Source organism: Pedobacter sp. ISL-64 (assembly GCF_018613605.1).
Classification (GTDB): Bacteria; Bacteroidota; Bacteroidia; order Sphingobacteriales; family Sphingobacteriaceae; genus Pedobacter.
On sequence record NZ_JAGGPU010000006.1, the window covers coordinates 31,899 to 57,525 of the forward strand.

The following is a 25,627-nucleotide window of genomic DNA, read 5'->3' on the forward strand; positions in this document are numbered from 1 at the left end:
ATTTTTCTCGTCAAAGATAAAATTGTAAAAAAACGACATACTGCTATTAGAACTCCACCGTACCTCTACCAGCCGCCGCCAGCATTTCCTTCTTAAAGTATTCTTTTGGGCTGATACCTGAAAATTTTTGAAAATCGTGAATGAAGTGTGATTGGTCATAATAGCCGCACGCTATACCTATCTCAGTTAAAGACTTGTGTTGAAAATGTTTGTTGAGAACAGAATTAAACCTCATAATCCGCAAAAATGATTTTGGGCTGAAGCCGGACAATTCTTTGAACCGCCTTTCAAATTGCCGCAGTGATAAGAAATTGGTATCGGCTAAAGCCTGTACTGAACTCGTATGATAAGACCCTACAATGGTTGCGATAGCGGAAGAAATTGAGGAGTGTTCGATTCTCGCATTTTTCAGTCGTGCTTCCAGAAAGTCTGACATAAGTTTCACTCTCTGGGTATTATTTGAGGCCAACATCATTTCTTCTTCAAGCATCTCGCCATCTTTTCCCAATACAGAATCTATGGTTGCATAATGATTGGAAAGCTCGCTTGCCGGCAAGCGAAATAATTGAGGAAATGTGTGAGGATATAAGTGAACGCCAAAAATCCCAAAGTATTTATTATTCAAAGTCACTCGGCTAAAGGTTTCTGTCTGTCCAAAGATGCCGGAAGTAAATGGGGCATCTTTCCTCTGCGCAATACCATAATTGAAATGTCCCTTATAACAAAATATAAATTCCGGGCAAGGATAGGCAAAAGCATGATGAACGTATGGAAGATTGCCCTCTACGAACCAGTAGAACCGAACATAGTCGGTAAGATGTTGGGGCGGTTGTATGATACCATAGTTCATTTGTATATTTTTAATAAATTTCTTGTGTCGAAGTATTATAAAATTACAAAATATTTTAAATCACCGAATAGCATATAATCAATTATCGTACAAGCTGTTATAAACTGTACATTTTGTATTTATTAAATGTGATGATGATCTATCTAAACAGTACCTGGTTCATGATCAGTATTCCAATAAGTCCGATAACTGATACCAGCGTTTCCATCAGCGACCAGGACAAAAATGTTTGTTTTATAGATAATCCTAAATACTCTTTGAATAGCCAAAAAGAGGAGTCATTTACCTGAGAACAAAATAGGCTCCCTGATCCAACCGCGAGCACCATTAAATTTGGATCGGCACCATTAGGCCCAACAAGCGGATAAACGATACCAGCAGCGGTGAGGCCAGCTATGGTAGCCGAACCCAGGCAAAGCCTTAGCACAGCCGTTATTAACCAGGCCAATAATAAAGGTGGCAGGGTTAACCCTTGCAAAATTGCGGCAAGGCTGTTGCTTACCCCTGTTTCTACAAATACTTGTTTCAAAATACCTGCGCTACCGATTATTAAAAGGATCATCGCTATATCTTTTGTTGCATCAACAAAAATCACCATAATGTCAATCAGCTTTTTACCTGACCTGATTCCAAGTGTAAATGTTGCAATACAAATGGTTAATATCATGGCAATAGTTGGATCACCGATAAAGCTGGCGAGATTTACGATAGCCATATTATCGCTACATATCCTGGTTATCAACGTGGTACCCAAAATTATAAGTACAGGTAACAATGCAGAAACCACACTATTTGCTATACCCGGCAATTCATTATCGGGCAGTTCATCGGCCTGCAAGGTAACTGTTGGGCCAGATTGCATATTTATCAATACTTTTGCGAAAAGAGGCCCTGCAATAATTATAGCAGGTATGGCCACGATTAAACCATAAATAAAGGTCTTAACCAAATCTGCATTAAATTGAGTAACCAAAGCCATGGGCGATGGATGAGGTGGCAAAAAACCATGCATCACGGATAGTGATGCAAGCATAGGCAATCCTACATATACCAGAGGCAACTTATAGTTGTACGCTACCGAAAAAATAATTGGAATAAGCAATACAAACCCAACATTATAAAATAATGGAATGCCCACGATAAAGCCTGTTAAAGACATGGCCCAGGTTACGTATTTAGCGCCGAATGTCTTTTTTAATACTGTGGCTATTTTTTGAGCGGCACCACTGGAAGCGACGAGTTTTCCGAGCATGGCGCCCAAAACGATGATAATTGCTAGTGATCCTAATGTATCTCCTAATCCTTTATTAATAGTTTGCGGAATACTGGTGGCGGGCATACCTAACAATACAGCTGCCATTACAGATACGATCAAAAATGCAAGAAAGGTATTAACCTTCGCCCAGGCAATTAATAATACAAGTAGGGCTATGCAGCCAAAAAGAATCAGTACATCCATGTTCCTACTTTAATGAGAGTCTCTGGTTACTGTTGAACCTGAACCGCCTACTAAAAAGTCCAAATCAGCACCTTTATCTGCCTGTTGAACATGTTTGACATATAAGTTTACATAGCCACGTGTTGCAGAAAGAGGTGGCTGTATCCAGTTGCTTCGCCTCAGGGCTAACGCTTCATCACTCACTTCAAGGTGGATACGTTTATTGGCTACATCCAGCTCAATGATGTCTCCGTTTTCTACAAGCGCTAAATTTCCACCAATAGCAGACTCTGGCGATACGTGCAGTATAACTGTACCATATGCCGTACCACTCATCCTGCCATCCGATATCCTTACCATATCTGTTACACCCTTGTCAAGTAGCTTTTTCGGTAAAGTCATGTTGCCCACCTCAGGCATACCCGGATAGCCGACCGGACCAACCGTTTTCAAAACCATTACACAAGTTTCATCGATATCCAAATCAGGGTCATCTACTCTCGCATGGTAATCCTCAATGTCTTCAAACACTACTGCCCTACCTCGGTGCTGCATCAAACTGGGCGTAGCTGCAGATGGCTTTATAACCGCTCCGTTAACTGCAAGATTACCTTTTAGTACAGTAATTCCGGCTTCTTGAATGATCGGCTGCTCAAATTCATAAATAACTTCCTTATTGTAATTTATTCCTGTAACAGCAATGTTCTCGGCATGCGTTTTCCCGCTTACCGTAATGGTATCCATTTTTAAAACAGATTGCATTTGTTTTAAAACAGCAGGTACACCACCAGCATAGTAAAAATCCTCCATCAAAAATTTGCCTGAAGGCATAAGATTTACAAGAAGCGGCATTTTACTGCCAATATCATCAAAATCGTCTAAGTTTAGCGCTACACCCATACGCCCTGCGATAGCGGTGAGGTGAATAATAAAGTTTGAGGAACCTCCCACTGCCGCATTTACCTTAATTGCATTTTCAAAAGCATCGCGTGTTAGTATTTTAGAAATTTTCAAGTCTTCTTTAACCATTTCAACTATTCTCCTTCCCGATAGCTGAGCAAGTCTTTTGCGCCGAGAATCAACGGCGGGTATAGCCGCACCGCCGGAAAGGCTCATGCCTAAGGCTTCTACCATGCAAGCCATAGTGGAAGCCGTTCCCATTGTCATACAGTGGCCCGGACTACGAGACATGCAACTTTCTACTTCTGCATATTCATCATAAGTAATTTCGCCTTTCTTTAATTCCTCTGTCAGCTTCCATACGCTTGTTCCTGAGCCTATGTCATGTCCGTGATATTTTCCGTTTAACATTGGCCCGCCAGGAACCACAATCGTTGGTAAATCTACACTCGCGGCTCCCATTAACGTAGAAGGCGTAGTTTTATCGCAGCCCGTAAGTAGTACTACACCATCAATAGGGTTGCCTCTTATTGATTCCTCTGCATCCATACTGGCGAGATTACGGAACAACATAGCGGTGGGTTTCATGAGCGTTTCTCCCAATGACATGATGGGAAATTCAAGCGGAAAGCCGCCAGCCTCCAATACCCCGCGACGAACACTTTCGGCAATATCGCGCAGGTGGGCATTGCAGGGTGTAAGTTCAGACCACGTATTACAAATCCCTATTACCGGTCTGCCGTCAAACATGTCTTCGGGCATGCCCTGGTTTTTCATCCAACTGCGGTAGATGAGGCCCATTTTATCTTTTTTCCCAAACCAGGTCGAACTTCTATATGATTTCATATCTAGAATATACTATGTTAATTATTAATCCTTATTTAGATTGCCGTTTACCAGTCGCCAAATATTTAACGGGTTTGCGTTTTTTAATTCATCTGGCAATAGTTTATCCGGCATATTCTGGTAACACACCGGCCGCGTAAACCTGTCAATTGCAGCTGTGCCTACCGATGTTGTTTTTTGGTCTGTTGTTGCGGGAAATGGCCCTCCATGAACCATAGCGCTACAAACTTCAACACCTGTAGGAAACCCATTAATGAGTAACCTGCCTACTTTTTGTTCTAAAATATCGAGTAAATCTTTATACTCAACCAAGTCGCTATCGGTTCCGTGTACTGTAGCAGTTAAATGCCCGCTAAGATTCTTTGCTATTTCAATAATATCCTTTTTAGAGTTTGCTTCTACTACCACGCTGGTTGGCCCAAAAAGCTCTTCAGACAAATCAGGATGAATTTTTAATAAATCACTTGTTATTTTGAATAAAATCGGGGCTGCAACATTTAAATTTGTCGTGTAATTGCCTTTTGCAAGTGTTTTGACTCCAGACATTCCGCTACGTTTTTCAACGCCGGCAAGGTATGATTTATAGATATCGCCAGTAAGCATTACGCCTCCCGAAGTTTGTCCAAATTCTTCTTCAAGCTTCTGGATAAAATCAGGTGCGGCATCAGCACTTTCATAAATAAGCATGCCTGGATTAGTGCAGAACTGGCCTACGCCTAGCGTTACTGAGCCAGAAAACCCATTAGCTAACGACTGGGATTTTTCTAATAAAGCCTGCGGAAGAATAAACACCGGGTTGGTGCTCCCCATTTCAGCATAAACCGGAATAGGTGTTTCCCGGCGCACAGCCATATCATATATGGCCTTACCTGCACCAAATGAACCTGTAAATGCAACAGCCTTTATGCCTGGGTGCTTAACTAACTGAGCACCTAAAACAGGACCGTCTCCAAAAAGAAGCGAAAAAACACCGTCAGGCATTTCAGTTGAAATAGCGGCTTTATTGATGGCATTACCTATTAGCGAGCTGGTTACAAGATGTGTAGGATGTGCCTTTACTATTGTACAGCAACCCGCTGCCAGTGCAGATGCGGTGTCGCCCCCAGCTACAGAAAACGCAAGGGGAAAATTACTCGCTCCAAAAACGACTACTGGTCCCAGTGGTATGTGCATGGAGCGGATATCCGGTTTAGGGAGCGGTACGCGGTCTGGGTTCGCTGTCTCAATTCGGGCATCCAACCAGGATCCTTCTTTTAATAATTCAGCAAATAACTTCAACTGGCCCACAGTCCGTCCTCTTTCACCTTCTATACGGCCTTTCGGTAGTCCGGATTCTGCGCAGCAAACCGTTATCAATTCGTCTCCAAGGTCAATGATCTCTTTGGCAATCGCTTCTAAAAATGCGGCTTTTTTTACACCGGATATTTTGCGGTAAACCTGAAATGCAGCTGTTGCCTTTTCAACAGCCCTGTCAACTTCAGTTATTGTAGCTACAGAAAAAGCCGCTATTTTTTCGCCGGTTAACCTGTTTATTGAACTAATCATGTCACTTGCTTCGGCAGAGGTTTCGAAACCTATAATTTGTTTGCCAATGTTTATCATGCTACGATATTTACAAGTGAACCAATCTCTGAAATGGTTATTTTTACAATGTCTCCGCTGTGTAAAGTGATATCATCGGTAGGGATTATTCCTGTACCTGTCATTAAATAGGTTCCATAAGGGAAATCTAACTCCCGAAACAAGTAAGCCACTAATTCCGTGTGCTTACGTTTCATTTGGTTAATAGATATTTTCTCCTTAAAAAGGACCTCAGAATCTCTTGATATTTCGATGCTGATATTGGTATCAGGATCTATTGGTCCGTCTGTAACTAAAAGGCAAGGACCTAAAGCGGTAGCTCCATTGTATGATTTTGCCTGCGGGAGATAAAGCGGGTTTTCGCCCTCAATGTCCCTCGAAGATACATCATTGCCTATTGTATAACCTTCTATAGTGCCTGCTGAGCAGATAAATAAGGTCAATTCCGGTTCAGGTACGTTCCATTTAGAATCTGCCCGGATGCGTATGTTTCCTCCAGAACCCACTGTACGGTAAGATGGCGACTTAAAAAAAAGTTCTGGCCGATCTGCATCATATACCCTGGCATAAAAATCCCCGCCTTTTGCTTCTTTTGATTCCTCTATTCTGGCTTCCCTACTACGAAAATAAGTTACGCCAGATGCCCATACTTCCTGGCTACCTATAGGCGTTAAAATGGCTGAATTGGTGAGCTCTTGTAAATCTTCGTTAGGTTTAAGGTGTTGCAACTCACTACTGACCAATTTAAAGAGGTTGCTCCTGTTTACAAACATATCCCAGTTTTTCTCTTCGCTTAAAAAATATTGGTTATTGTGGTGTATAATAATCCCGCTAGAGGTGTTATAAATTCTCATAATAATTTGGTTTAGTTTTTTGGATCGAAAATTAGGTTTGAACCTTATTTAAGTATCCAGGCGGTAAAATCGAAAGGCAAATAAGTCCTTTTAGATCACATTTACAGCATAATGTTAATATAATACAATAAAATGCTGCAATACTAAAATTACCGGTTTGCATTGCCTAATTTGATCATTGTTAACTGACATTTTTTTGATAGCAGGCTTGCCTCAAGCAAATCACTTGGCAATATCTTAACTAAATGCCCCATTAAAAGCAACTCAAAACTTGGTGCTTACCTCAGTTCGATTAATATTTATTTACACTGGCTAATTTTAAACCCTTGAAAAACCGCGATCGTCATGCTCATCCGATAGCTATCGAATTTGTTTTACAAGCAGAAATTGTTTTTTCGATTGTCTTGTAGTTACTACCTGGTCAGCATCTTATTGCTAACTGGATCCTGACCTGTAGCGAAGCTGAAAGCTACGCAGTAAAATAAATTACCATTGACAGAATCCTATCAGTACGGCCGTCATTCTCGCGCAGGCGGGAATCTTAAACCACTTGCATTACGATTCCTCATAGCCTATAATTCGCTAAAAAATTTGTCATGAATGTTGATTTTAACAATTAATTAAGCCTAACAATGACAGACTCCAATAAAAAAATCGTCATTGCGAGGAACGAAGCAATCTTAATGCGCACGCTAGTAGCGATCGTTGTAAGATTGCTTCGTCGGCTGAAAAAGCCTCCTCGCAATGACGATTCCTCACAGTCTACAGCTCGTTAAAAATTCTCCTGTCCATTCATGTTCATTTTAACAATTAATTATCCCTCAGGATAACGGCTATGAACGAAAAATGTCTGTAGTAGACCTTTAAAGGAATATTAATAATCGAACAGAGGTTACTAGGCAAATTTTTTCTCTTCGGTTTTAAGATAATTGTATCTGTAGTCCATTGGATTTTTTTTGGTAAGCGTTTTAAATTGATGATAGAAGTGAGAAATATTGTTGTAGCCACAGGCATAACCTACTTCAGTCATATTAAATTCCTCTTCTACTAACAATCTGCAAGCATTTCCAATTCGCACTTCCATTAAAAACTGGATATATGTTTTTTTTGTTTTGGATTTAAAGTACCTGCAAAAAGAGTGCTTTCCCATGTTAATTAATGCAGCCACATCTTCTAGCGCTACTTTTTGGTGGTAGTTATTAAAAGTGTATTCGAATATCGTGTTAATGCGGTTTTGATCGATGCTATTCACTTCCGGGTTAAAGCCGTTGGATGATATAATTTCATATTCTTTCGAAGCAGCTATTATTTCTAAAGCGGATAATAAATTGATCAACTTACGGGCAGGCGATTCGTTGAGCATTTCCTCCGCTATTTTGCCAACCTTTCGTCTGGTTACGCCTTTTAAACGCAAACCCAGCTTACTTGTGTTCAGCAGTTTAACAATCGGACTAATTTCAGGAAGATTCAAAAATGCATCACCCCAGATGTTGTTCTGAAAAAGAATCACGATTGTTTCTCCAACTTTTTCGGTATCGCTTTCCAGATATTTTTGTTCACACCGGAAAGTATGTGGCAGGTTTGATCCAAATAAAAATACGTCACCATTTTTAAAAGGACCAACGTGGTCGCCTATCAGGCAGGTACCGTAGGTTCTTTTAACTACTAATAATTCGCACTCGGGATGATAGTGCCATGCACTTAATATCGCATGCCCTATATCCTTATGGATATTAAAGGAATGCTCCGGGTTTGGAGTAGCCTTTTTTAAAGTAGCCTTCATGTTTATAATTGGTTAACTATAGCATGAAATTATAAATTATGTACGATATAATGCATACCTATTACCTATTAATGCTAGTTATATTAACAACGCCTGGTTTTATTATTTGCGGATCAGATTGGTTTTATGTTGAAAAAAATCTGTAAGTAATTGATAAACAGACATATTTTGAATGTTTTATCAGACAGCAACTCATACCACAAAGAAATATCTATGTTAATATGTTACAATTTTTTGCTGTAATACTGAAATTGCTTTTCATTAAAGTTGTCTTTATTTGCTTGTGTAACATAACTGTTTCGAAACCAAATATAAAAGGAAGGTGATGCTGCTATTCTTCGCAACTACTTTCTTCAAATAAACTATTTAGCCTTAGGTTATTAGAACAGGGATTGATTAACCAGCAAACCAATATAATCATATGAGATAGATTTACTTAACATTCAACCACCATACATAGTCGCTAAACGCTGCGTATGTTCCGAACTGACAGCACCGCCCCTTCTGCGGTTTATTACAAAAAAACAATTCTAACCAAACAACAATTATGAAAAAAAAATTACTTCCACCGGTATTTATTTGTACTGTGTTAACGGTATTCATGCTTTTCGAGTCCGCACGCGCATCAGTTGGTGGGCTAACAACTGTAATTTCTAGCAAATCTTTGACAACCAAAAAGTTAAAATTAGCGCCAATAGGAATTACAGGTAAAGTTACCGATGAACAGGGTGTTGGTTTACCCGGCGTTAGCGTTGCTGAAAAGGGAACGCGAAATGCTACTATAACCAATTCATCTGGCAGTTATACGATAAATGTTGCAAATACCAATGCGGTGTTGGTGTTCACATCCATTGGCTATAAGCCCGTAGAAATAACAGTAAATACAAAAACCGTTGTTAATGTTTCTATGCTGACGGTTACAAATGCTCTGAATGAGGTTATCGTAACTGCCCTCGGTATAAAAAGGGAGGCCAAAAGCCTAGGCTACTCGGCTCAAAAAGCCGACGTAGAGGCATTACAAACTAACCGCACGACTAATCTTGCCAATGCGCTTGAGGGCCAAATCTCCGGATTGGACGTTTCTCCACCCGCCGCAGGGCCAGGTGGGAGTACAAAGATCCGTTTGCGCGGACAATCTTCTTTCACCGCAGACAATTCGCCGCTGATCGTCATAAATGGCCTGCCAATGTCGCAGGGCGCAAGCAGTAGTAATGGTTATACACAAAATGTCGACCAGGGAGATAATTTGCAAGGGATCAACCAGGACGACATTGAATCGATGACTGTTCTAAAAGGATCTACCGCTGCAGCCTTGTATGGCTCGCGTGCCGTTAACGGTGCAATCATTATTACAACAAAGTCGGGATCCAAAAATAGTGGATTAGGTATTGAGTTCAACTCTAATTTTACGATAAACCAAGCGTTGGATTATACAGATTTTCAATATGAGTACGGGCAAGGTGAAAATAATATTCGTCCCTCATCACAAGGAACTGCGCAAAGTTCTGGGGCCTGGAGTTTTGGTGTGCCATTTGATAATGTACCAACGTATCAATTCGACGGCGTTCAACGTCCTTATGCGCCTGTTAAAGACCGGATAAGTACGTTCTTTAGACTTGCTCCATCGTGGAGTAATACCGTTGCACTTTCGGGCGGTAATGACAAAGGAAGTTTTCGGGTGTCGCTTTCTAATCAAGATGCTCAGGGCATAATACCAAACAACGATTATCATAAAAAGATTTTTAACGTTGGTATTAACTATAAACTTACCGATAAATTATCTGCACAATTTTACGTTAACTATGATCACCAATTTAATAACAATCCGCCACTTATAGGCGTACAGGGAAATGCAATTCCTACATCAATTTACAGGTTGGCTAACTCCATTTCTTTTGATGTACTTGAGGCAGGCGCAACGGATGCCAACGGAAATGAAACACCTACTTCGAGGTTTGCTACCGTTACCAACCCCTACTGGATATTAGCGCACCAATTTCAAAGACAAACAAAAGATCATTTGTTAGGTACTGCTGTCGTACGTTATCAGTTTTTCGATTGGCTATATTTTCAGGGCAGGGCAAATATGGACCTTTTGCAATCTACCTATGAATCGAACACGCCGACTGGTACACTGGCAGTATCTGCAGCACCAGCAGGGATGTATAACGGTAGCTTTGGGATAAGTACAGCAAATACACGCCAAAATAATTTTGACTTCTTGCTGGGCGGTGGGCATAAGTGGAAAGATTTTTCATTTAATGCAACGGTAGGTGGTAATAACTTTCCCTTAATTACTTCTACATTTAGTGAAGCGGTAACAAACTTTTACATCAGAGGTTTATATACGATTGGAAACGGTGTTACTGCAAATTCGAGTTACAACCAGACTAAACAAACGGTAAATTCATTGTATGGTACTGCAGAATTGTCCTACAAAAATTTATTGTACCTCAGTCTTACCGGCCGTACAGACTGGTACTCGGTACTGGCCAGAGATATAGATCATTATTTCTATCCTTCAATTAGCGGAAGTTTCGTTTTTTCGGAATTACTTCCACAAGCAAAATGGTTAAATTTTGGAAAGATCAGAGTTGCTGTTGCAGAAACGGGAAGCGCCCAGGGGGTTGCCCCCTATAATGCATTAACATTTGCGCTTGCTCAAAATTCATTCAACGGGCTTCCCTTAGGAAGTATAAACGGGACAGCTTCACCAAACACCCAGATTAAGCCTTTTGGCGTAAATGAAAAAGAAATAGGTATCGAGTTACACATGTTCAACAACAGAGTAAACCTGGACATAGCTGCTTACGATAAGAAAACGACTAATCAAGCTGTTCCAATAAGTCTGTCTGCAGCAAGCGGATACAGCACCACGCTGGTTAACTTAGGCGGTTTAAACAATAAAGGATTAGAATTTAACCTGGAATTAATACCTATCCAAAACAAGAACTTTACCTGGAAAACGACTTTTAATTCAGCTTTCAACTCTTCAAAAGTATTGTCGTTAGCTAATAATCAATCGCAACTTGTAGTGGGCAGTCCTGAGTTTTTTGGGTCTATTGTTCACGTGGTAGGTTTACCCCTTAACCAAATTGTAGGTTCAACTTACAAGCGGGATGCTTCCGGAAATATTGTATTATCGGGAGGCAAACCCGTAGCAAGTGATAAACCGGTAAATTTTGGTAGTGGCCTTCCTAAAGCAACTGGGGGTTGGCTAAATACGTTCAATTACAAAGGCTTCACCTTTATTGCCCATATTGATTATAAAGCAGGTGGTAAAGTGCTCTCTAGTACAAGTTTAAACTTATTAAGAGAAGGTTTATCAAAAGAGTCTTTACCTGGCCGTGTGGGTGGCGTAATTTTCCCTGGCGTAAACGCTACTGACGGGTTACCAAACACCACCGCTGTAAATGCAGAAGATTTTTACGCAAATTATCGTTCAACGAATATCTTGGATCCATTTATTTACAGCTCGAGCTTTGTTAAATTAAGAAGCCTTTCGTTGGGATACGACTTGTCTAAATTTATCAATAAAAAATATGTGAAAGGCTTAGTGCTATCTGCCGTATGTCGTAATGTATTGATCATCAAAAAATATACGCCCAACATTGATCCCGAAGCAATAGCCTCAAGCGGAGATAACCTAACCGGTTATGAGCAGGCATCACTGCCAACAACACGTACTTACGGATTTAACTTAAATGTAAAATTCTAACTCTATATACAATATGAAAAGTTTAATCAGAATTATAGCCATCGCAATCTGGATTCCAGTAATTTCCAGTTGCAATAAAGGGTTTGATAAATTGAATATTAATCCAAATAATCCAACAGAACTCGATGCGGCATTCTTGTTTACGAGTGCACAATTTGGAACACATGGAGCGACGATGGAAACCGAGCCAACCATTGTGCAGCAATTTGTAAATCCTTTTTCGGGAATCACCTCGGCATTTAATTTTAATCAACTGAATCAAACCTATACTTCGCAAAATTGGAATGCTGAATATACAGGAACAAATAGTGGCGCAACAAGCTCTTCAGGCCCTGTTCAATTACTGGTCCAGATCTTAAGCCAACTCAAAGGCAATGCAGCAAGAACAAATTTATATAACGAAGCCAGAATCTGGAAAGCCTACCAATTTATGATGCTCGTAGACAGTTACGGAAACGTACCCTATAGTGAAGCCGGGCAAGCCTATTTATCAAATGTGCTTACCCCTAAATACGATAATCAGGCAGCGATTTACACCGACCTGATTAAAGAAGTTACTGAAGCAACGGCAGCTTTAGATCCGGCAAAGGATATCGTAAAGGCTGATGTGTTTTACGGTGGCAATATCGCCCAGTGGAAAAGATTGGGTTATTCCTTATTACTTCGATTGGGCATGAGGTATAGTAAAATAGACCCTACAAAAGCGCAAGCTATTGTGCAAGCTGCAGTAGCGGGTGGTGTAATGACATCAAATGCCGACAACTGTTATCTGAAATACAATACAACTTACGTTAATCCCGTGAGCCAGACGATTACTGCGATAGCGAATACTTATTATTTAGCGGCTCCCTTTGTAAATCAATTAAAAAATAGTGGCGATCCGCGATTGAAGTTTATATCCGGCAAATACGCAAACCCTTTAGCGGCACCTACAAGCGTACCAGATACCATATCTGCAAATCAGTTCGGACTTCCTGTGGGCTATAGCAGTGCTACTTTATCAACTGCTCCGGGATTTAGAGGCGCTAACGGCTCGGGTTTTAATTATTCGCAGGTTAATTATAGTATTTTCGGTAGTTTAACCGCTCCGCAATTTTTTATCACTCACGCTCAAACGCAATTGTTGCTGGCAGAAGCCGCTTTTAGAGGCTGGATAACCGGTGGCAGTACACCTGATGTTTATTATGCTAATGGCATACGTGCGGCAATGGACCAATGGACAACCTATAACCCGGCAGCCATTATTCCTTTAGCTACGCAAAATGCATTTATTAATAATCCCGTTAATGCTTATACAACGGCAAATGCACTCAACCTGATTAATACGCAATATTGGGTGGCTTCCTGGGGCAATGGTACCGAGGCATTTGCTAACTTCAGGAGGAGCGGTTTTCCAGCCTTATCGCCCAATACCATCGCAGGACAAAATATAACCGGTGGTTTTGTTCGCCGCTTTGTTTATCCAACGCTTGAGCTTTCTGCAAATGCAACGAATTACCAGGCAGCGGTTGCAGACAATGGTGGGCCAGATAATATGGACACACGCGTTTTTTGGGATAAATAGAAAAAATGCCGGCGACAGATATGGGTAACATTCTTATTAATTTTACCCATATCATAGATGCTCCACTAATTATTTTGTAATTTACTTTCAGTATAAATCTAACCTAAATTAAATGTTAAACCGTAGAAATTTCCTCAACTACGCTGCAACTGCAGTAGGAACCACTGCCCTGCTTTCTGCTTTAGACAATCCTGCCTATGCCCTTTTCAGTAAGACTATTGGCGCAAACGACCAAATCAATATTGGTGTAATAGGAATCAAAGGCATGGGATGGTCCGACCTCAAAGCGGCCCTCAAAGTACCGGGCGTAAACCTGATCGCCCTGTGCGACAGTGATGCCAATGTGCTTGATGAAAGGATGGCCGAATTAAAGTCGATGAATGTTGACGCCGCAAAAGTTAAAAGATATAAAGATTACCGTGCACTGCTCGATAATAAAGACGTCGACGCCGTAATTATCGGGACACCCGATCACTGGCATGCCCTGATGATGATCCATGCAGTACAGGCAGGTAAAGATGTATATGTCGAAAAGCCGGTCGGCAACTCTATTGTCGAATGCAGTACCATGGTTAAAGCGCAGGAAAAATACAATAAGGTTGTGCAGGCAGGTCAATGGCAGCGCAGTCAGCAACATTTTAAAGATGTTGTCGATTTCGTAAAGAGTGGCCAGTTAGGAAATATCAGAACGGTAAAAGTATGGTGTTATCAGGGCTGGATGAAACCTGCACCCATAGTGCCTGATACCCTACCCCCTGCAGGCGTTGATTATGCCATGTGGCTTGGGCCGGCTAATAAAAGAGCATTCAATGCCAGCAGATATCACTTCAATTTCCGCTGGTTCTGGGATTATGCCGGTGGGTTAATGACCGACTGGGGCGTGCATTTATTGGATTATGGTCTGCTGGGTATGAATTCACCAGTACCAAAAACCATATCTGCATTAGGTGGCCGCTTCGCCTATCCCGATCTGTATGAAGAAACGCCTGATACGCTGACTACCTTATATGAGTTTGACAAGTTCAATATGGTATGGGATTCTGCCATGGGTATCGATAACGGCTCTTATAACCGCAACCATGGCATTGCCTATATCGGTAACAACGGCACGCTGATCCTCAACAGGCAAGGCTGGGAAGTCATAGAAGAAAAGGTAAGCGGCAATAAAGTGAGCAAGCCCTTTGTTAAATCTTCAGATAATGGACTGGACAATCATATGGTCAATTTCTTTAGCGTGGTTAGATCCAGAAAAAAAGAAGAACTGAACTGCTCCATACAGGATGCTGCGCATGTAGCAACCGTTGCCCAAATGGGAAATCTTGCCTTCAGAAGTGGACAAAAATTATCATGGGACAATGCTAAACACCAGTTTACAGATCAGCAGATCAACGATAAATACCTGCTGGCCCAGTATCACAACGGCTACAGCTTACCCAAAGTTTAACGTTATAGTTTAAACAGATTAGCATGTATACATTCCTTCGGGGATCAAGATGGGAAAGACTAAACAATCAAGTTCTCTCCCATTTTTGTTTCTAGTCTTTACGACTGCACCTCAAACTGCAAGCCGCTCAAATACTTGTACAAACCCTGTTCACTGCTGATGAGTTCCTGATGGGTACCCGATTCAATAATCTGTCCCTTTTCCATTACAAGAATCCTGTCTGCTTCACGAATGGTGGATAAACGGTGCGCGATAATGATAGAGGTACGGCCGCTCATTAATTCTTCCAGGGCCTCTTGTACCAAACGTTCCGATTCAGAGTCGAGTGAAGAAGTGGCTTCATCCAAAATTAATATAGAGGGGTTTTTTAACAGCGCCCGGGCAATGGCAATGCGCTGACGTTGTCCGCCTGATAGTTTTACCCCGCGCTCTCCAACTATTGTTTCGTAACTTTCCGGAAATGTGCTGATAAAATCATGTGCATTTGCCCGTTTAGCGGCCTGTATAATTTCTGCTTTTGTAGCCGTTAACTTGCCGTAAGCAATGTTTTCTAATATCGTTCCGCCAAATAACATTACATCCTGTGGCACAATGGCGATCTGGTTCCTGATATCCGTAAGCGAATAGGCGGAGGCTGGTTTGCCATCGAACAGGATTTCGCCACTTTGCGGATGGTAAAACTGCAATATCAATCCTGCTGTGGTTGATTTGCCCGAGCCACTCGGACCTACTATGGCTATTTTTTGTCCGGCTTTGGCCTCAAAAGAGACCTGGTTTAATACTGCTACTTCCGGCCGTGAAGGATAGGCAAAATTGACATGGTTAAAAGCGAGATTCCCTACTATTTTTTGGTTCGTCACCTGATCCTTTTCGTTGATGAAAACAGCTTCGCCCTGCTCTCCCAATATTTCCAGTACCCTTTCGCTGGCCCCAACAGCCTTTTGCAGGTTGGCAAAAAGTTCGGGAAAACTGCCCAGCGAACTGCCGAGGAACATCGCATATAATGAAAACTTTAAAAGTTCGCCAAAGGTTATTTCATGCTGACTGACCAGCACACAGCCATAGCCGATTACCGCCAGTACACCGCCAAAAACGCACAGCACTATAAAGGAAACAAACATGCCTCTAAATTTTGCGCCTTTGATGGCAATATCCGCTACCTCGCGGATGGTGTTCCGGTAACGCGTGGCCTCGAATGCCTCGTTTACGAATGCTTTTACATTGGCAATGCCCGATAAGGTTTCTTCAACTATACTGTTTGATTCTGCCATTTTATCCTGCGCCTGGCGCGAAATCTTTTTGATAAAACGGCCAAACAGCACCGCAAATACAATCATCACAGGTAAGACCAAAAGCAGGGCAAAAACCAGCTTTTTCGATATAATGGCCATAAAAACGACACCGCCAACAAACAGCACAAGCTGCCGCAACATCTCCGCAATGGTGGTGGTTAAAGTGTCCTGAACCTGTGAAAGGTCGGCCGAGATCCTGCTGTTCAGTTCGCCTACCCTACGGTTGGAGAAGAAATTCATCGGCAGGGTGATCAACTTGAAATAAGTATCACGCCTGATGTCGGCCAGGGAGTGCTCCGCTACATTAACAAACCATAATATTCTAAAATAAGACACTATCGCCTGCAAGGCCAATACTGCAAAAGCTAACATTAAAATACCCTGAATGGTGCCTGGCAGGTAACTGTTGGTGTGCTTGCCCTGTGCCGTATCAATTAAGGCGCCGATAAAAGATGGAAAGGCCAGCCCGACCAAACTGGACAAGAATAGAAAAAACAGCGCAGCAATAAATTTACCACGATAGGGTTTTAAATAAGTAAGTAAACGGGCAACATTACCCAAACTTTCTCTTGTTATTTTTGCTTTTGCTAATTCAACGCCCGGCGCATTTCCGCTGTTTAACTGTTTTCTTGCCATTATTTTTATGTTGATCCTTGGGATATATTTCCTTTTTTAATGCCTATTGTAACACCAAACAGGATTGTGATAGTGAAGACGGTTCAGCATCAAAAATACTTTAAATATCTTTAGCTATTGAAGCAGGTTAGTCTGCTTGTTTACGCTGGTGGGGGACAATGCTTAAGTTTGTGATCCGGTTTTTTCAACTTACATCAGGATATTGCGGCATTTCGTTTAAATTGGGGCATTTCATCTTGATGCGATTTTCTAACTCAACTGATTATCAAATTACTATTTATTTTGTCTTTTAACTAAGTAAAAATATTCAATAAGTGCTCAATTATTATTCTATATTTGCGCCCAAAATAAATATGTATATGAAATCAAAATTAACACTCTTAATTCTTCTTGTTGCAGTTTTTATCTCCTGCAAAAAAACCACCAATGTTGATGTTAAACTTTCTACCAGCGGAAAACTGACCTACAGGTTAACTGACGATGCGGGAAAGGGATTGGCAAATGTGAAAGTATCTTTATTCGACCGCACGGATACTTACTATTCGAACACTAACATCCTGTTAGAAACCCGTTTAACAGATCCGAACGGTTTGGCCGACTTCGGAGACCTTAATCCAAGCAATTACCTGCTTGTGGCCGATTCTGCAAAGGTTAATAATGTAGCTTATATGGTTCAGGAGTATGTTCAGGTGCTTACTGGTGCAGTTAAAGCGAAAGAAACAAAAGTGACAGATTATTCCGGAACATTTGCATTAACAGTGAGATCTTACAATAATAATCAACCTTTAAAAAATATAGGGGTGATTATAATTCCGTCGAATAAATTCAATTACTCGTCAACTACCGCTACCAATTTAAAAGTTGCCGATTTTGCGGGCGTGACCAACGATGCCGGTTTGATCACTTTCAAAATTCCTTCAAACAAGCAATACGCAGTATACCTTTATAATACGGTTACCAATGCCTCTTACAATTATAATAATAGCGTTTCGGTACAAAAAGATGCTACGGTTAACTATTTAATGAATATCTATCAACCATAGTCTGATCGTAACCGAACTTATTTTATTATAATAATATGAAATGTAAAATCATGGTCCTGTTAGGGCTGTTTATTTTAGCACTCTCCTGTAAAAAGATTACCAATGTTAAGTTAGTTGATGGCGTAAATTCAGGCAAATTAAGTTATAAACTTGTAGATGATGCAGGGAAAGGCCTGGCTGGGACTAAAGTTTTGTTATACGATGCGAAGGTCGTTTTAAACACGAGTTACCCAGGTGCCAATGCTTTGATAGCTACCATCAGGACGGATCAGGACGGCGTAGCTTATTTTCCTGAGCTATTGCCTAAAAACTACCTGGTTATTTGTGATACTGCCATTGTTAACAAAGCGAGATACCGTACTGATGAATTTGTTCAGGTTGTTGCGGATACAGAGAAAAAAAAGAGCATCAAAGTTTCTGCATTCTCCGGTACTTTAAACCTCACATTGATATCCACCAGCGATTACAGATCTCCGTTAAAAAATGTGGGCGTGGTGGCTTACCCCGTTAACGATATTAAAATTAATTCGGGTAATGTTGCAGATGTGATTAATTCCTCGTCCCTTAAAGGGGTGACGGATGCAAGCGGATTGGTATCCATAAAATTGCCTTCGAATATTCCTTTCGATTTTATTGTATATAACCTGACAAACCGCAATCTTGGTTATGGATATGGTAATTATAGTGTTGCAAAAGATACTAAAATTAACACGACGCTTTATTCTTATCCATTTTAACAATATGGTTCAGGTCAGAAATTATTTATAGGGAAAAACCAAGGGGCTGTTCGAAAATGATCGGGCAGCCCCCTTTTTTTTATTTCATTCCCGGAACATTTCAGTCAACCTGTACCTAATCCCTATCATGTCAGGTTAATTACTCTTAAACTTCTCTATAGCTTCGGGTGTAACTGGTGTAAAAAGGTTCGCCAGGTTACCATCGGGATCTCTTAATAATAAAGATTGATTGCCCCATGGCATGATGGTAGGTTCTTGTACGATGGCACCTTTTAAGGAAGCGACGAGGTGATCGAAGCGTTGCTGTACATCATCAACCCGAAATTTCAATAATCATACTGCGGTTCTGCGCAGGCTGTGCCACACCGTTACCGCCGAAAAACTGTAAAGTACGGGTGCTGCCAATAGCTAAAGTTGCGTTTTTGGTTTTCAGTTCGGCGAAATCGGGCGTGTACCTGGTGGCGGTTAAGCCTGTTACCCGTTCATAAAAATTGATAAGTGTATCTACCTGATCGATGATAATGCGTGTCGATATTAAATTCATTGTCAATTGTTTTAATGATGCAGCTAAGTTATTAGGGGCTTATGACAACAGTTTGTCAGGGCTGATGATCTTTTTCTTTTTCCTGTAAATATTCCTGAAGACGAACACCATATGAACGAAACGGATGTGGTAGAGGATACCTACAGCTTTATCGGTGAGCTAACCGCTGTCAGGCTCACGCCATTATCTTTAAGGTAGTGTAGCTGTGTTAATCCCGTTTCAAATGTATTTGTTGCTACCAGCTTAAGTGTTTGCTCAAGTCTCCCGCCTTTAAAAAGTCTGGTACCATTACCCAATAAAACCGGAACAACAGAAATTATAAACTCGTCTATTAAATTATGCTTTAATAATTCATTTATTACTTCGGCACCGCCGTCACAATAGATATTCTTTCCGTTTTCGAATTTTAGTCTTTTAGCCAGTTCGATCAAATCTCCTGTATAAAAAATGGTTCTACCTGTATTTGGTCTCTCCGTTCTTGTTATGACATAAACATCCCGTTGTCCATTGTCGTAATGACATGAACCGATATTTTTAAGCACATAATCGTAGGTTTTCCTCCCAACAATTAAAGTATCGATTGTCTCGGTAAATTTGCTATAGCCATAGTCTTCGCCTTCTTTTTCTACAAGTTTTAAGAAACTGAGGTCATCATTGGGTTTTGCAATGTATCCGTCTAAACTCATTGCAATGAAAAGTGATATTTTACGCATTTGTCTTAAATTTTAATATTTCTACAAAATTAGTTTTAGACAAACACTCGTACTTTGGAAAAATACGACAAAATTAAATTTGAGAGGGGGCCATGCCAGTGTTCTTTTTTATATCATTAGTGAGATGCGAATGATCATAATAGCCACATTCAACTGCAATATCCAATAAACTCCGATTTTCACATGAATTTCTAATTATTCTTAATGCATTTTGAAAACGAATAATATTACAATAATGCTTCGGTGATAACCCAATGTACTTCTTAAAGCTCCGTTCTAATTGTCTCACCGTTATGAAATGACGTTTTGATAGGTCATAGACGTTAATTTGTCCGCTTGCAGACTGTATATCATTGATGATCGCCTGTAATTGGTGGTTTTTTCTTTTTATTCTATCCGAAAAAAATTGGTTAAGGTAATCATTTGGATTACGAAGGATTTTATCAATTTTAAATGAATTAGATTTTTCAAACTCAACAGTGTCGTTGGTTAAAATATCCTGTGAGGTATTTTCATAGAAATTAGTGAAATTTGCAGGTTTGAAACACACGCCTAATAAATAGGTATCACTATCAATAAAACTGTCTTTGAACGAAGTCATTGCGCCAACCACATAGGTTTTTCCAAATTCCATAGAAAGTAAACCGTTGTCAGTTAAACAATTATTTCCCAAATTCATCACTACACCTGCACAACCATCAGGAAAGACCCGCTCCCATTGTCCGCCCAATTCATCTCCCTTCAATTCCCAATAAAAATCAATGAAAGGTTCTAATTCTTTATGAGGTTTAGTTTTTTTGTACTCCATTCTTATTATAACTTAATTAGCCTGGTAGTTACTATCCAACCAATATCTAATCATTGAAGTTCTTATAACAAAGATAAAAATTTAAAAATAAGCACCTCATCACTTCATAAAAACGGGAAATTAATAAAAAGATATACTTGATTACTGGTGCTTTTCCAATTTCATTATTATGCCTATGCACTTTGATCTGTTCTGCTGACAGCTCTACCGAATTTACGTAATTGAATCTGTCCTTAGTATTTTAATCAGCTCCTTTGCCAGGGCTGCTCCGACACAGCTATAGACCAACAATACCCGAAGATAACTTTCTCTTTACCTTTTATTGAGCTATTGTAAACCCGCCAATCTAAAGCGACCTAAATCTTTGCCCTACCTGATCTACAACAGGGCTATAACTCAACCAAAGCAAGTGCAAAGCCATGTGCAGGCAGGTACACAGCAGACCTGGCCGGAAGGTGGCCTAAACGTGGGGTGAATGTGGTGTGAAGGTGGATTTTGGGGTGTTTTTTTTTGGGGATTTTTAATCAGGTGGATTGATTTGGGTTATCATCCATTTTGGTTATCCTAATATACTAAAATTATGATTGTCTGAATGGAATGATCAAAATTAATAGACAAACAGGATCTTGTTTTTTTATAAAAGAGGAATGCTATTTTTTGCTTGCGCAAAACGCTTTGCGTAAAGTGCCGAAATCGCTCATGTAAGGCAAAATATAGTTTTACTTATTTTTTTATGCGCTTGAAATTATGCCCAGGCCCTTCTTAAAAAACGTAACCAGTTGCCATGCATCAGGTTCTCCACATCGGGATCGGTATAGCCCCTCTTCTTAAATAAAGCCGGTATTTTTTGTAAGTCTGCAATGGTTTCCAGATCATAAGGGCTTTGTTCTTTTCCAAAAGCACCATCCAAATCAGAACCGATTCCGACATGATCGGTATTTCCGGCCAGCTGGCAAATATGGTCAACATGGTCGATCATCACATCCAGGTTACAGTTCATTGCTTCTGGTTTGGAGATACCCCGCTGCCAACGGGGAACCATCATCCAAGCATCCAGCGCGCCACCAATTACGGCGCCTCTTTTGATCAGTTCTTTTATCTGCTCATCACTGTACTGGCGGTTATGGTTCACCAGGCTCCGGCAGTTGTTATGCGATGCCCAGATAGGACCACCGAAGCGGCTCAATGCATCCCAAAAACTGTCATCGCAAAGGTGTGTGGCATCGAGAATCACATTTAGCCGCTCCATTTCTTTCAATAATTCGCGACCAATTGCAGTCATTTTGCCTGTTGCATTGGTACCCTGTGCATAACGTCCGGGTCCGTAATGCGCCGGACCAACGGCCCTCAGGCCATTTTGCCAGGCTTTTTCTAAATGGCCAACCGTTACAAGAGAATCAGCCCCTTCCAAACTCAAAATATAACCCACAGGCTTTTTATCGTTAACACGTCCATCATTCCACAATTCGAGGTGTTGCTCGAGGCTTTCCAGATTGTTCACCTGGAACATTTCACCAGCATCTTCCATCGCTTTATACCAGGCCAGCTGACCCTGCGTTTGCGCCCAGGCTTGTTCAGGCGAATGCCAGCCCGGTAAGTGATTATCAGGAGCAACATAACGGGCAATCTGCGTTGCAACGACCAAACCGACATTACCCTTACGCAATTCGGGGAGTGAAACTGTTCCATGACTGCGATCGGGTTTATCTGTTAATCCGACTTCCCTTTCATTGATATCGGCAATATTTTTGGTCAAATCGCGATTCCACTCCAGGGCATTCATACTTAAATCTAAATGGGCATCTATGATAAACATGGCTATTATTAAATGGTGATTTTTCTTTTCCTGGAGATGATATCCCAGTATTTTAGTGATTGATCAGCGCCCAAACAGAGTGCTTTTTCGTGCAGGGCAACTGTGGGGCAAATGTGATAGGGCAAACCATAAAGCATGTCGCCCACTTTGTAATTGCCAGGATTTTCTGCTTTTAAAACCAAATGTTCTTCGCTCTGACTTTGAACTTCGAGCTGAGGCGCATTCAGGAAGAATACCCGGTTTTTCAAGTCCTTTTCGGCAGCAACGGCTTTATGCCCTAAATCTGTACAGATTAAATCTTCGGTAGGCTTAGATACGATGCGGCTGATCACGAGTGCTGCGGTATTAAATTGTTGTTCGGCAAAAGCATCCTGGTAGCTTTTGTCCCATAAAATAAAAGTGCCGGGGCTACAGTCAAAATCTGTATGCCTGGCAAATACCGGAAAAGTTGGTGTTCCACCAGCGATAACCGCTAAATCCTCAATTCCTAAAGCTGCTAAAGTCTCTTTTAAATGATGAAGCTGAGCAATAATAGGTTCTGCTTTTTGGTAGCGAACATCAATGGATGAATCATGAATGTGGCCATCATAAGCATGTAAGCCTTTTATACTGATGTGAGGAAGGTTAAGTAATCCCTTAATTAAACCGTGGGCAAGTTCAGGCAAAATTCCTGTCCTGTTCATGCCAACGTTTAAGTCTATAAAAATATCAGCAACTTTATTTTCCGAAACCGCTTTCTTGGAGATTGCCCTGGCTGTTTCAATATTATCAAGCAAACAGCTGAAACTGGTACCTGAGTATTTAGCTATAAGTTTAAAGAAACGATTAATGTTTTCGCCAACCGGCTGGTAGGCCAATAAAACATCCTTTGCTTTAGCTAAGCCAAGCATTTCAGCTTCGGCGATGGTTGCGCATTTGAATTTATGAATACCGGCATCGATTAGCATATTGGTAATTTCCAAACATTTATGCGTTTTAACATGCGGCCGAAGTCTGCCGACATCATTAATCATACCTTTCAGTATGCCAATGTTTTCTCTGATTCTTGATTCGTAAAAAACAAGAGCGGGTGTTTCCAGCGCGTCCTCATTTGGGATGATGTACCATTCTTGCTGCATAATTAAAAAAGTTCGAACAATGCTTCAATTTCTACAGGAATATTATCTGGCAAAGAGCCAAAACCAACAGCGCTTCTTACACCAATGCCATTTTCCTCACCCCAAACTTTTGCAAAAAGCTCACTGCAACCGTTAATAATATAAGGATGTTTTTCAAACTCTGGCGTACAATTTACCATGCCTAAAACCTTAATTACCCGTTTAACATTGTTTAAACTACCGATGTTTGTTTTTATGGTTGAAAGCATGGTTAAGCCCACCTGTAACGCCGCAATTTTGCCTTCTTCCTGAGATAAATCAGAACCGATCCGTCCAATGATTAATGATTTATCATCCTGAACCGGACCATGGCCGCTTAGGTAAAGGTAATTTCCATCAACTAAACAAGGTTTGTAAACGCCAAGTGGTGCGGGTGCGGGCGGTAAATTAAGTTTCAGTTGTTCGAAGCGTTCGTCGGGAGTTAAATTTTCCATATGCTGTATTTATTATTTTTTAAGCGATGATTATTTTAAGCAAAAGTACACCCAAAAGGCCTGCTATGCCAACAATAGATTCCATTAATGCCCAGGATTTGAAGGTATCTTTCAAAGTTAAACCGAAATATTCTTTAAACATCCAGAATCCGGCGTCGTTAACATGAGAAAACATTAAACTCCCGGCACCAACAGCTAAAACCATCAGATTCGGATTGGTATGCGTATGCTCCATTAAAGGGACAATAATACCGGCAGTGGTTAAACCTGCAACTGTTGCCGAACCCACACAAAACCGGATGATTGCGGCAATCATCCAGGCCAGAAACAATGGCTCTGCTTTAACATGCTGCAAATAAGCTGCGATTTGATTACTTACACCGCTCTCTGTTAAAACCTGCTTTAAAGCGCCGGAGCCTGCAATTATCAAAAGAATTAAAGCGATATCTTTAATGGCATCACCATAAATACGCATGATCTCCGCGATTGTTTTTCCCTGGGCTATACCAAGTAACCATGTGGCAACAATTAATACAATAAGCATCACAACGGATGGATTTCCGGCAAATAAAATATAGGGCAGGATAACAGCGTCTGGCCTCAAAAGCATGGGAACGAAGGAAGCAACTGCAAGTAACAATACAGGAAGTAAAGCCGTAAAAAAGCTTTTAAATCTGCCCGGGAGTTGTTCTTCAGTTAATTCTTTTGGGCTGAAAGAAGCCAGGGGATTTGCAGGAATAGCTTTGAGCGTACGGGCGAAAATGGGGCCACCCAGTATGATTGCAGGAATTGCAACAGCTAAACCATAAAATAATGTCAAACCCATATCTGCCTTGAATTGAATCACTAATGCTGCCGGAGAAGGATGTGGCGGCAAGAATCCATGTGTTACGGATAACGCGGCCAACATGGGTAAACCGATATATAACGCAGGCAATTTATAACGGTAAACCACGGAGAATATTAAGGGAACCATCAGCACGAAACCTATCCCATAATACAAGGGAATACCAATTAAAAAGCCGGTTAAAACCATAGCCCATTGAATATATTTTTCGCCGAAAATGCTCATGCTCACTTGAGCGATCTTTTGCGCTGCCCCGCTTTCGGCCACCAGTTTACCAAGCATTGCCCCTGCCGTAATGATAATGGCTAAGGAGCCTAAAACATCGCCCATGCCTTTTTCGATACTCGATGGGATTTTTGAAGGTGGTAAGCCTAAAGCCAGGCCTGCAAGAAAAGATACCGCTAAAAAGGCTAAAAAAGCATTGATCTTAAATACGGAAATCAGTACAATTAATAATGCAATGCAAATAAAAACAATTAGTATAGTCATTTAATTTACGATAATTTCATCAGCCATTAACCAGGCTTTTGTGCCTGCACCATAAAAACCGTCAGGGATAATCCCAATATTGGCGGCCTTAATCCCGTTCGTTTGATTACTCAAAATTATTTGCTGTTATGTT

The 25,627-nt window shown here is 40.8% G+C and carries 20 protein-coding genes; 5 read left to right on the forward strand and 15 right to left on the reverse strand.

The annotated features are described in order from the left end of the window. Positions 1 to 46 precede the first annotated feature (46 nt). From J7E57_RS08245 to J7E57_RS08270, 6 genes are all read right to left on the reverse strand, one after another. A complete protein-coding gene (locus J7E57_RS08245; protein WP_215126935.1) occupies positions 47 to 850 on the reverse strand; it encodes a helix-turn-helix domain-containing protein in 804 nt (267 codons plus the stop codon). A 139-nt stretch (positions 851 to 989) separates the two neighbouring features. Then, entirely contained in the window at positions 990 to 2,309 is a 1,320-nt protein-coding gene (locus J7E57_RS08250) for a gluconate:H+ symporter (protein WP_215126937.1), read from the reverse strand. A gap of 9 nt (positions 2,310 to 2,318) precedes the next feature. Further along, the gene (locus J7E57_RS08255) at positions 2,319 to 4,034 is read right to left on the reverse strand and encodes an IlvD/Edd family dehydratase (RefSeq protein WP_215126939.1); all 1,716 of its coding nucleotides are present in this window, start codon (positions 4,032 to 4,034) and stop codon (positions 2,319 to 2,321) included. 24 nt (positions 4,035 to 4,058) lie between these two features. After that, the gene (locus J7E57_RS08260) at positions 4,059 to 5,636 is read right to left on the reverse strand and encodes an aldehyde dehydrogenase (NADP(+)) (protein ID WP_215126941.1); all 1,578 of its coding nucleotides are present in this window, start codon (positions 5,634 to 5,636) and stop codon (positions 4,059 to 4,061) included. After that, positions 5,633 to 6,469: a fumarylacetoacetate hydrolase family protein gene (locus J7E57_RS08265; RefSeq protein WP_251029851.1), complete on the reverse strand. Its 837-nt coding sequence runs from the start codon at positions 6,467 to 6,469 to the stop codon at positions 5,633 to 5,635. Before J7E57_RS08265 ends, J7E57_RS08260 begins: the two co-directional genes overlap by 4 nt. Before the next feature lie 895 nt (positions 6,470 to 7,364). Then, complete coding sequence (locus J7E57_RS08270; protein ID WP_215126943.1) at positions 7,365 to 8,252, reverse strand: AraC family transcriptional regulator; 888 nt, start codon at positions 8,250 to 8,252, stop codon at positions 7,365 to 7,367. A 547-nt stretch (positions 8,253 to 8,799) separates the two neighbouring features. Here J7E57_RS08270 and J7E57_RS08275 point away from each other — a divergent pair. The 3 genes from J7E57_RS08275 (at position 8,800) to J7E57_RS08285 (ending at position 14,978) form a co-directional block, all read left to right on the forward strand. Then, on the forward strand, positions 8,800 to 11,970 hold the full coding sequence (locus J7E57_RS08275) for a SusC/RagA family TonB-linked outer membrane protein (protein WP_215126945.1): 3,171 nt from the start codon (positions 8,800 to 8,802) through the stop codon (positions 11,968 to 11,970). Positions 11,971 to 11,983: 13 nt separating this feature from the next. Then, positions 11,984 to 13,534 carry a SusD/RagB family nutrient-binding outer membrane lipoprotein gene (locus J7E57_RS08280; protein ID WP_215126947.1) on the forward strand — a complete coding sequence of 517 codons (1,551 nt, stop codon included), beginning with the start codon at positions 11,984 to 11,986 and terminating at the stop codon, positions 13,532 to 13,534. A gap of 112 nt (positions 13,535 to 13,646) precedes the next feature. Beyond that, the gene (locus J7E57_RS08285) at positions 13,647 to 14,978 is read left to right on the forward strand and encodes a Gfo/Idh/MocA family protein (protein WP_215126949.1); all 1,332 of its coding nucleotides are present in this window, start codon (positions 13,647 to 13,649) and stop codon (positions 14,976 to 14,978) included. Positions 14,979 to 15,076: 98 nt separating this feature from the next. Here the strand turns inward: J7E57_RS08285 and J7E57_RS08290 are convergent, their stop codons facing one another. Further along, entirely contained in the window at positions 15,077 to 16,906 is a 1,830-nt protein-coding gene (locus tag J7E57_RS08290; protein ID WP_215126951.1) for an ABC transporter ATP-binding protein, read from the reverse strand. Between the two features lie 359 nt (positions 16,907 to 17,265). Between J7E57_RS08290 and J7E57_RS08295 the strand changes: the two genes are divergently transcribed. After that, complete coding sequence (locus J7E57_RS08295; RefSeq protein WP_215126953.1) at positions 17,266 to 17,949, forward strand: hypothetical protein; 684 nt, start codon at positions 17,266 to 17,268, stop codon at positions 17,947 to 17,949. 35 nt (positions 17,950 to 17,984) lie between these two features. Then, entirely contained in the window at positions 17,985 to 18,686 is a 702-nt protein-coding gene (locus J7E57_RS08300; protein WP_215126955.1) for a hypothetical protein, read from the forward strand. A 135-nt stretch (positions 18,687 to 18,821) separates the two neighbouring features. Here the strand turns inward: J7E57_RS08300 and J7E57_RS27115 are convergent, their stop codons facing one another. From J7E57_RS27115 to J7E57_RS08335, 8 genes are all read right to left on the reverse strand, one after another. Beyond that, positions 18,822 to 19,016 (reverse strand): VOC family protein, encoded by a 195-nt coding sequence (locus J7E57_RS27115; RefSeq protein ID WP_251029852.1) that lies wholly within the window; start codon positions 19,014 to 19,016, stop codon positions 18,822 to 18,824. Next, positions 19,000 to 19,230 (reverse strand): hypothetical protein, encoded by a 231-nt coding sequence (locus J7E57_RS27120; RefSeq protein WP_251029853.1) that lies wholly within the window; start codon positions 19,228 to 19,230, stop codon positions 19,000 to 19,002. The genes J7E57_RS27115 and J7E57_RS27120 overlap by 17 nt, the downstream gene beginning before the upstream one ends. A 140-nt stretch (positions 19,231 to 19,370) precedes the next feature. Next, positions 19,371 to 19,943, reverse strand: a complete 573-nt coding sequence (locus J7E57_RS08310) for a dihydrofolate reductase family protein (protein ID WP_215126957.1) — start codon at positions 19,941 to 19,943, stop codon at positions 19,371 to 19,373. Between the two features lie 73 nt (positions 19,944 to 20,016). Next, a complete protein-coding gene (locus tag J7E57_RS08315) occupies positions 20,017 to 20,751 on the reverse strand; it encodes a helix-turn-helix transcriptional regulator (protein ID WP_215126959.1) in 735 nt (244 codons plus the stop codon). A gap of 745 nt (positions 20,752 to 21,496) precedes the next feature. Then, entirely contained in the window at positions 21,497 to 22,567 is a 1,071-nt protein-coding gene (locus J7E57_RS08320) for a dipeptidase (protein ID WP_215126961.1), read from the reverse strand. Between the two features lie 8 nt (positions 22,568 to 22,575). Beyond that, entirely contained in the window at positions 22,576 to 23,685 is a 1,110-nt protein-coding gene (locus J7E57_RS08325) for a D-TA family PLP-dependent enzyme (protein ID WP_215126962.1), read from the reverse strand. A gap of 2 nt (positions 23,686 to 23,687) precedes the next feature. Next, the gene (locus J7E57_RS08330; protein ID WP_215126964.1) at positions 23,688 to 24,158 is read right to left on the reverse strand and encodes a RidA family protein; all 471 of its coding nucleotides are present in this window, start codon (positions 24,156 to 24,158) and stop codon (positions 23,688 to 23,690) included. A gap of 19 nt (positions 24,159 to 24,177) precedes the next feature. Continuing rightward, the gene (locus tag J7E57_RS08335; RefSeq protein WP_215126966.1) at positions 24,178 to 25,494 is read right to left on the reverse strand and encodes a gluconate:H+ symporter; all 1,317 of its coding nucleotides are present in this window, start codon (positions 25,492 to 25,494) and stop codon (positions 24,178 to 24,180) included. Positions 25,495 to 25,627: the final 133 nt, after the last annotated feature.

What these genes read in the sequence shown, in the direction of transcription:
- J7E57_RS08245 (WP_215126935.1), bottom strand. Translation starts at nt 850, where the DNA reads ATGAACTATGGTATCATACAACCGCCCCAACATCTTACCGACTATGTT.
- J7E57_RS08250 (WP_215126937.1), bottom strand. Translation starts at nt 2,309, where the DNA reads ATGGATGTACTGATTCTTTTTGGCTGCATAGCCCTACTTGTATTATTA.
- J7E57_RS08255 (WP_215126939.1), bottom strand. Translation starts at nt 4,034, where the DNA reads ATGAAATCATATAGAAGTTCGACCTGGTTTGGGAAAAAAGATAAAATG.
- J7E57_RS08260 (WP_215126941.1), bottom strand. Translation starts at nt 5,636, where the DNA reads ATGATAAACATTGGCAAACAAATTATAGGTTTCGAAACCTCTGCCGAA.
- J7E57_RS08265 (WP_251029851.1), bottom strand. Translation starts at nt 6,469, where the DNA reads ATGAGAATTTATAACACCTCTAGCGGGATTATTATACACCACAATAAC.
- J7E57_RS08270 (WP_215126943.1), bottom strand. Translation starts at nt 8,252, where the DNA reads ATGAAGGCTACTTTAAAAAAGGCTACTCCAAACCCGGAGCATTCCTTT.
- J7E57_RS08275 (WP_215126945.1), top strand. Translation starts at nt 8,800, where the DNA reads ATGAAAAAAAAATTACTTCCACCGGTATTTATTTGTACTGTGTTAACG.
- J7E57_RS08280 (WP_215126947.1), top strand. Translation starts at nt 11,984, where the DNA reads ATGAAAAGTTTAATCAGAATTATAGCCATCGCAATCTGGATTCCAGTA.
- J7E57_RS08285 (WP_215126949.1), top strand. Translation starts at nt 13,647, where the DNA reads ATGTTAAACCGTAGAAATTTCCTCAACTACGCTGCAACTGCAGTAGGA.
- J7E57_RS08290 (WP_215126951.1), bottom strand. Translation starts at nt 16,906, where the DNA reads ATGGCAAGAAAACAGTTAAACAGCGGAAATGCGCCGGGCGTTGAATTA.
- J7E57_RS08295 (WP_215126953.1), top strand. Translation starts at nt 17,266, where the DNA reads ATGAAATCAAAATTAACACTCTTAATTCTTCTTGTTGCAGTTTTTATC.
- J7E57_RS08300 (WP_215126955.1), top strand. Translation starts at nt 17,985, where the DNA reads ATGAAATGTAAAATCATGGTCCTGTTAGGGCTGTTTATTTTAGCACTC.
- J7E57_RS27120 (WP_251029853.1), bottom strand. Translation starts at nt 19,230, where the DNA reads ATGAATTTAATATCGACACGCATTATCATCGATCAGGTAGATACACTT.
- J7E57_RS08310 (WP_215126957.1), bottom strand. Translation starts at nt 19,943, where the DNA reads ATGCGTAAAATATCACTTTTCATTGCAATGAGTTTAGACGGATACATT.
- J7E57_RS08315 (WP_215126959.1), bottom strand. Translation starts at nt 20,751, where the DNA reads ATGGAGTACAAAAAAACTAAACCTCATAAAGAATTAGAACCTTTCATT.
- J7E57_RS08320 (WP_215126961.1), bottom strand. Translation starts at nt 22,567, where the DNA reads ATGTTTATCATAGATGCCCATTTAGATTTAAGTATGAATGCCCTGGAG.
- J7E57_RS08325 (WP_215126962.1), bottom strand. Translation starts at nt 23,685, where the DNA reads ATGCAGCAAGAATGGTACATCATCCCAAATGAGGACGCGCTGGAAACA.
- J7E57_RS08330 (WP_215126964.1), bottom strand. Translation starts at nt 24,158, where the DNA reads ATGGAAAATTTAACTCCCGACGAACGCTTCGAACAACTGAAACTTAAT.
- J7E57_RS08335 (WP_215126966.1), bottom strand. Translation starts at nt 25,494, where the DNA reads ATGACTATACTAATTGTTTTTATTTGCATTGCATTATTAATTGTACTG.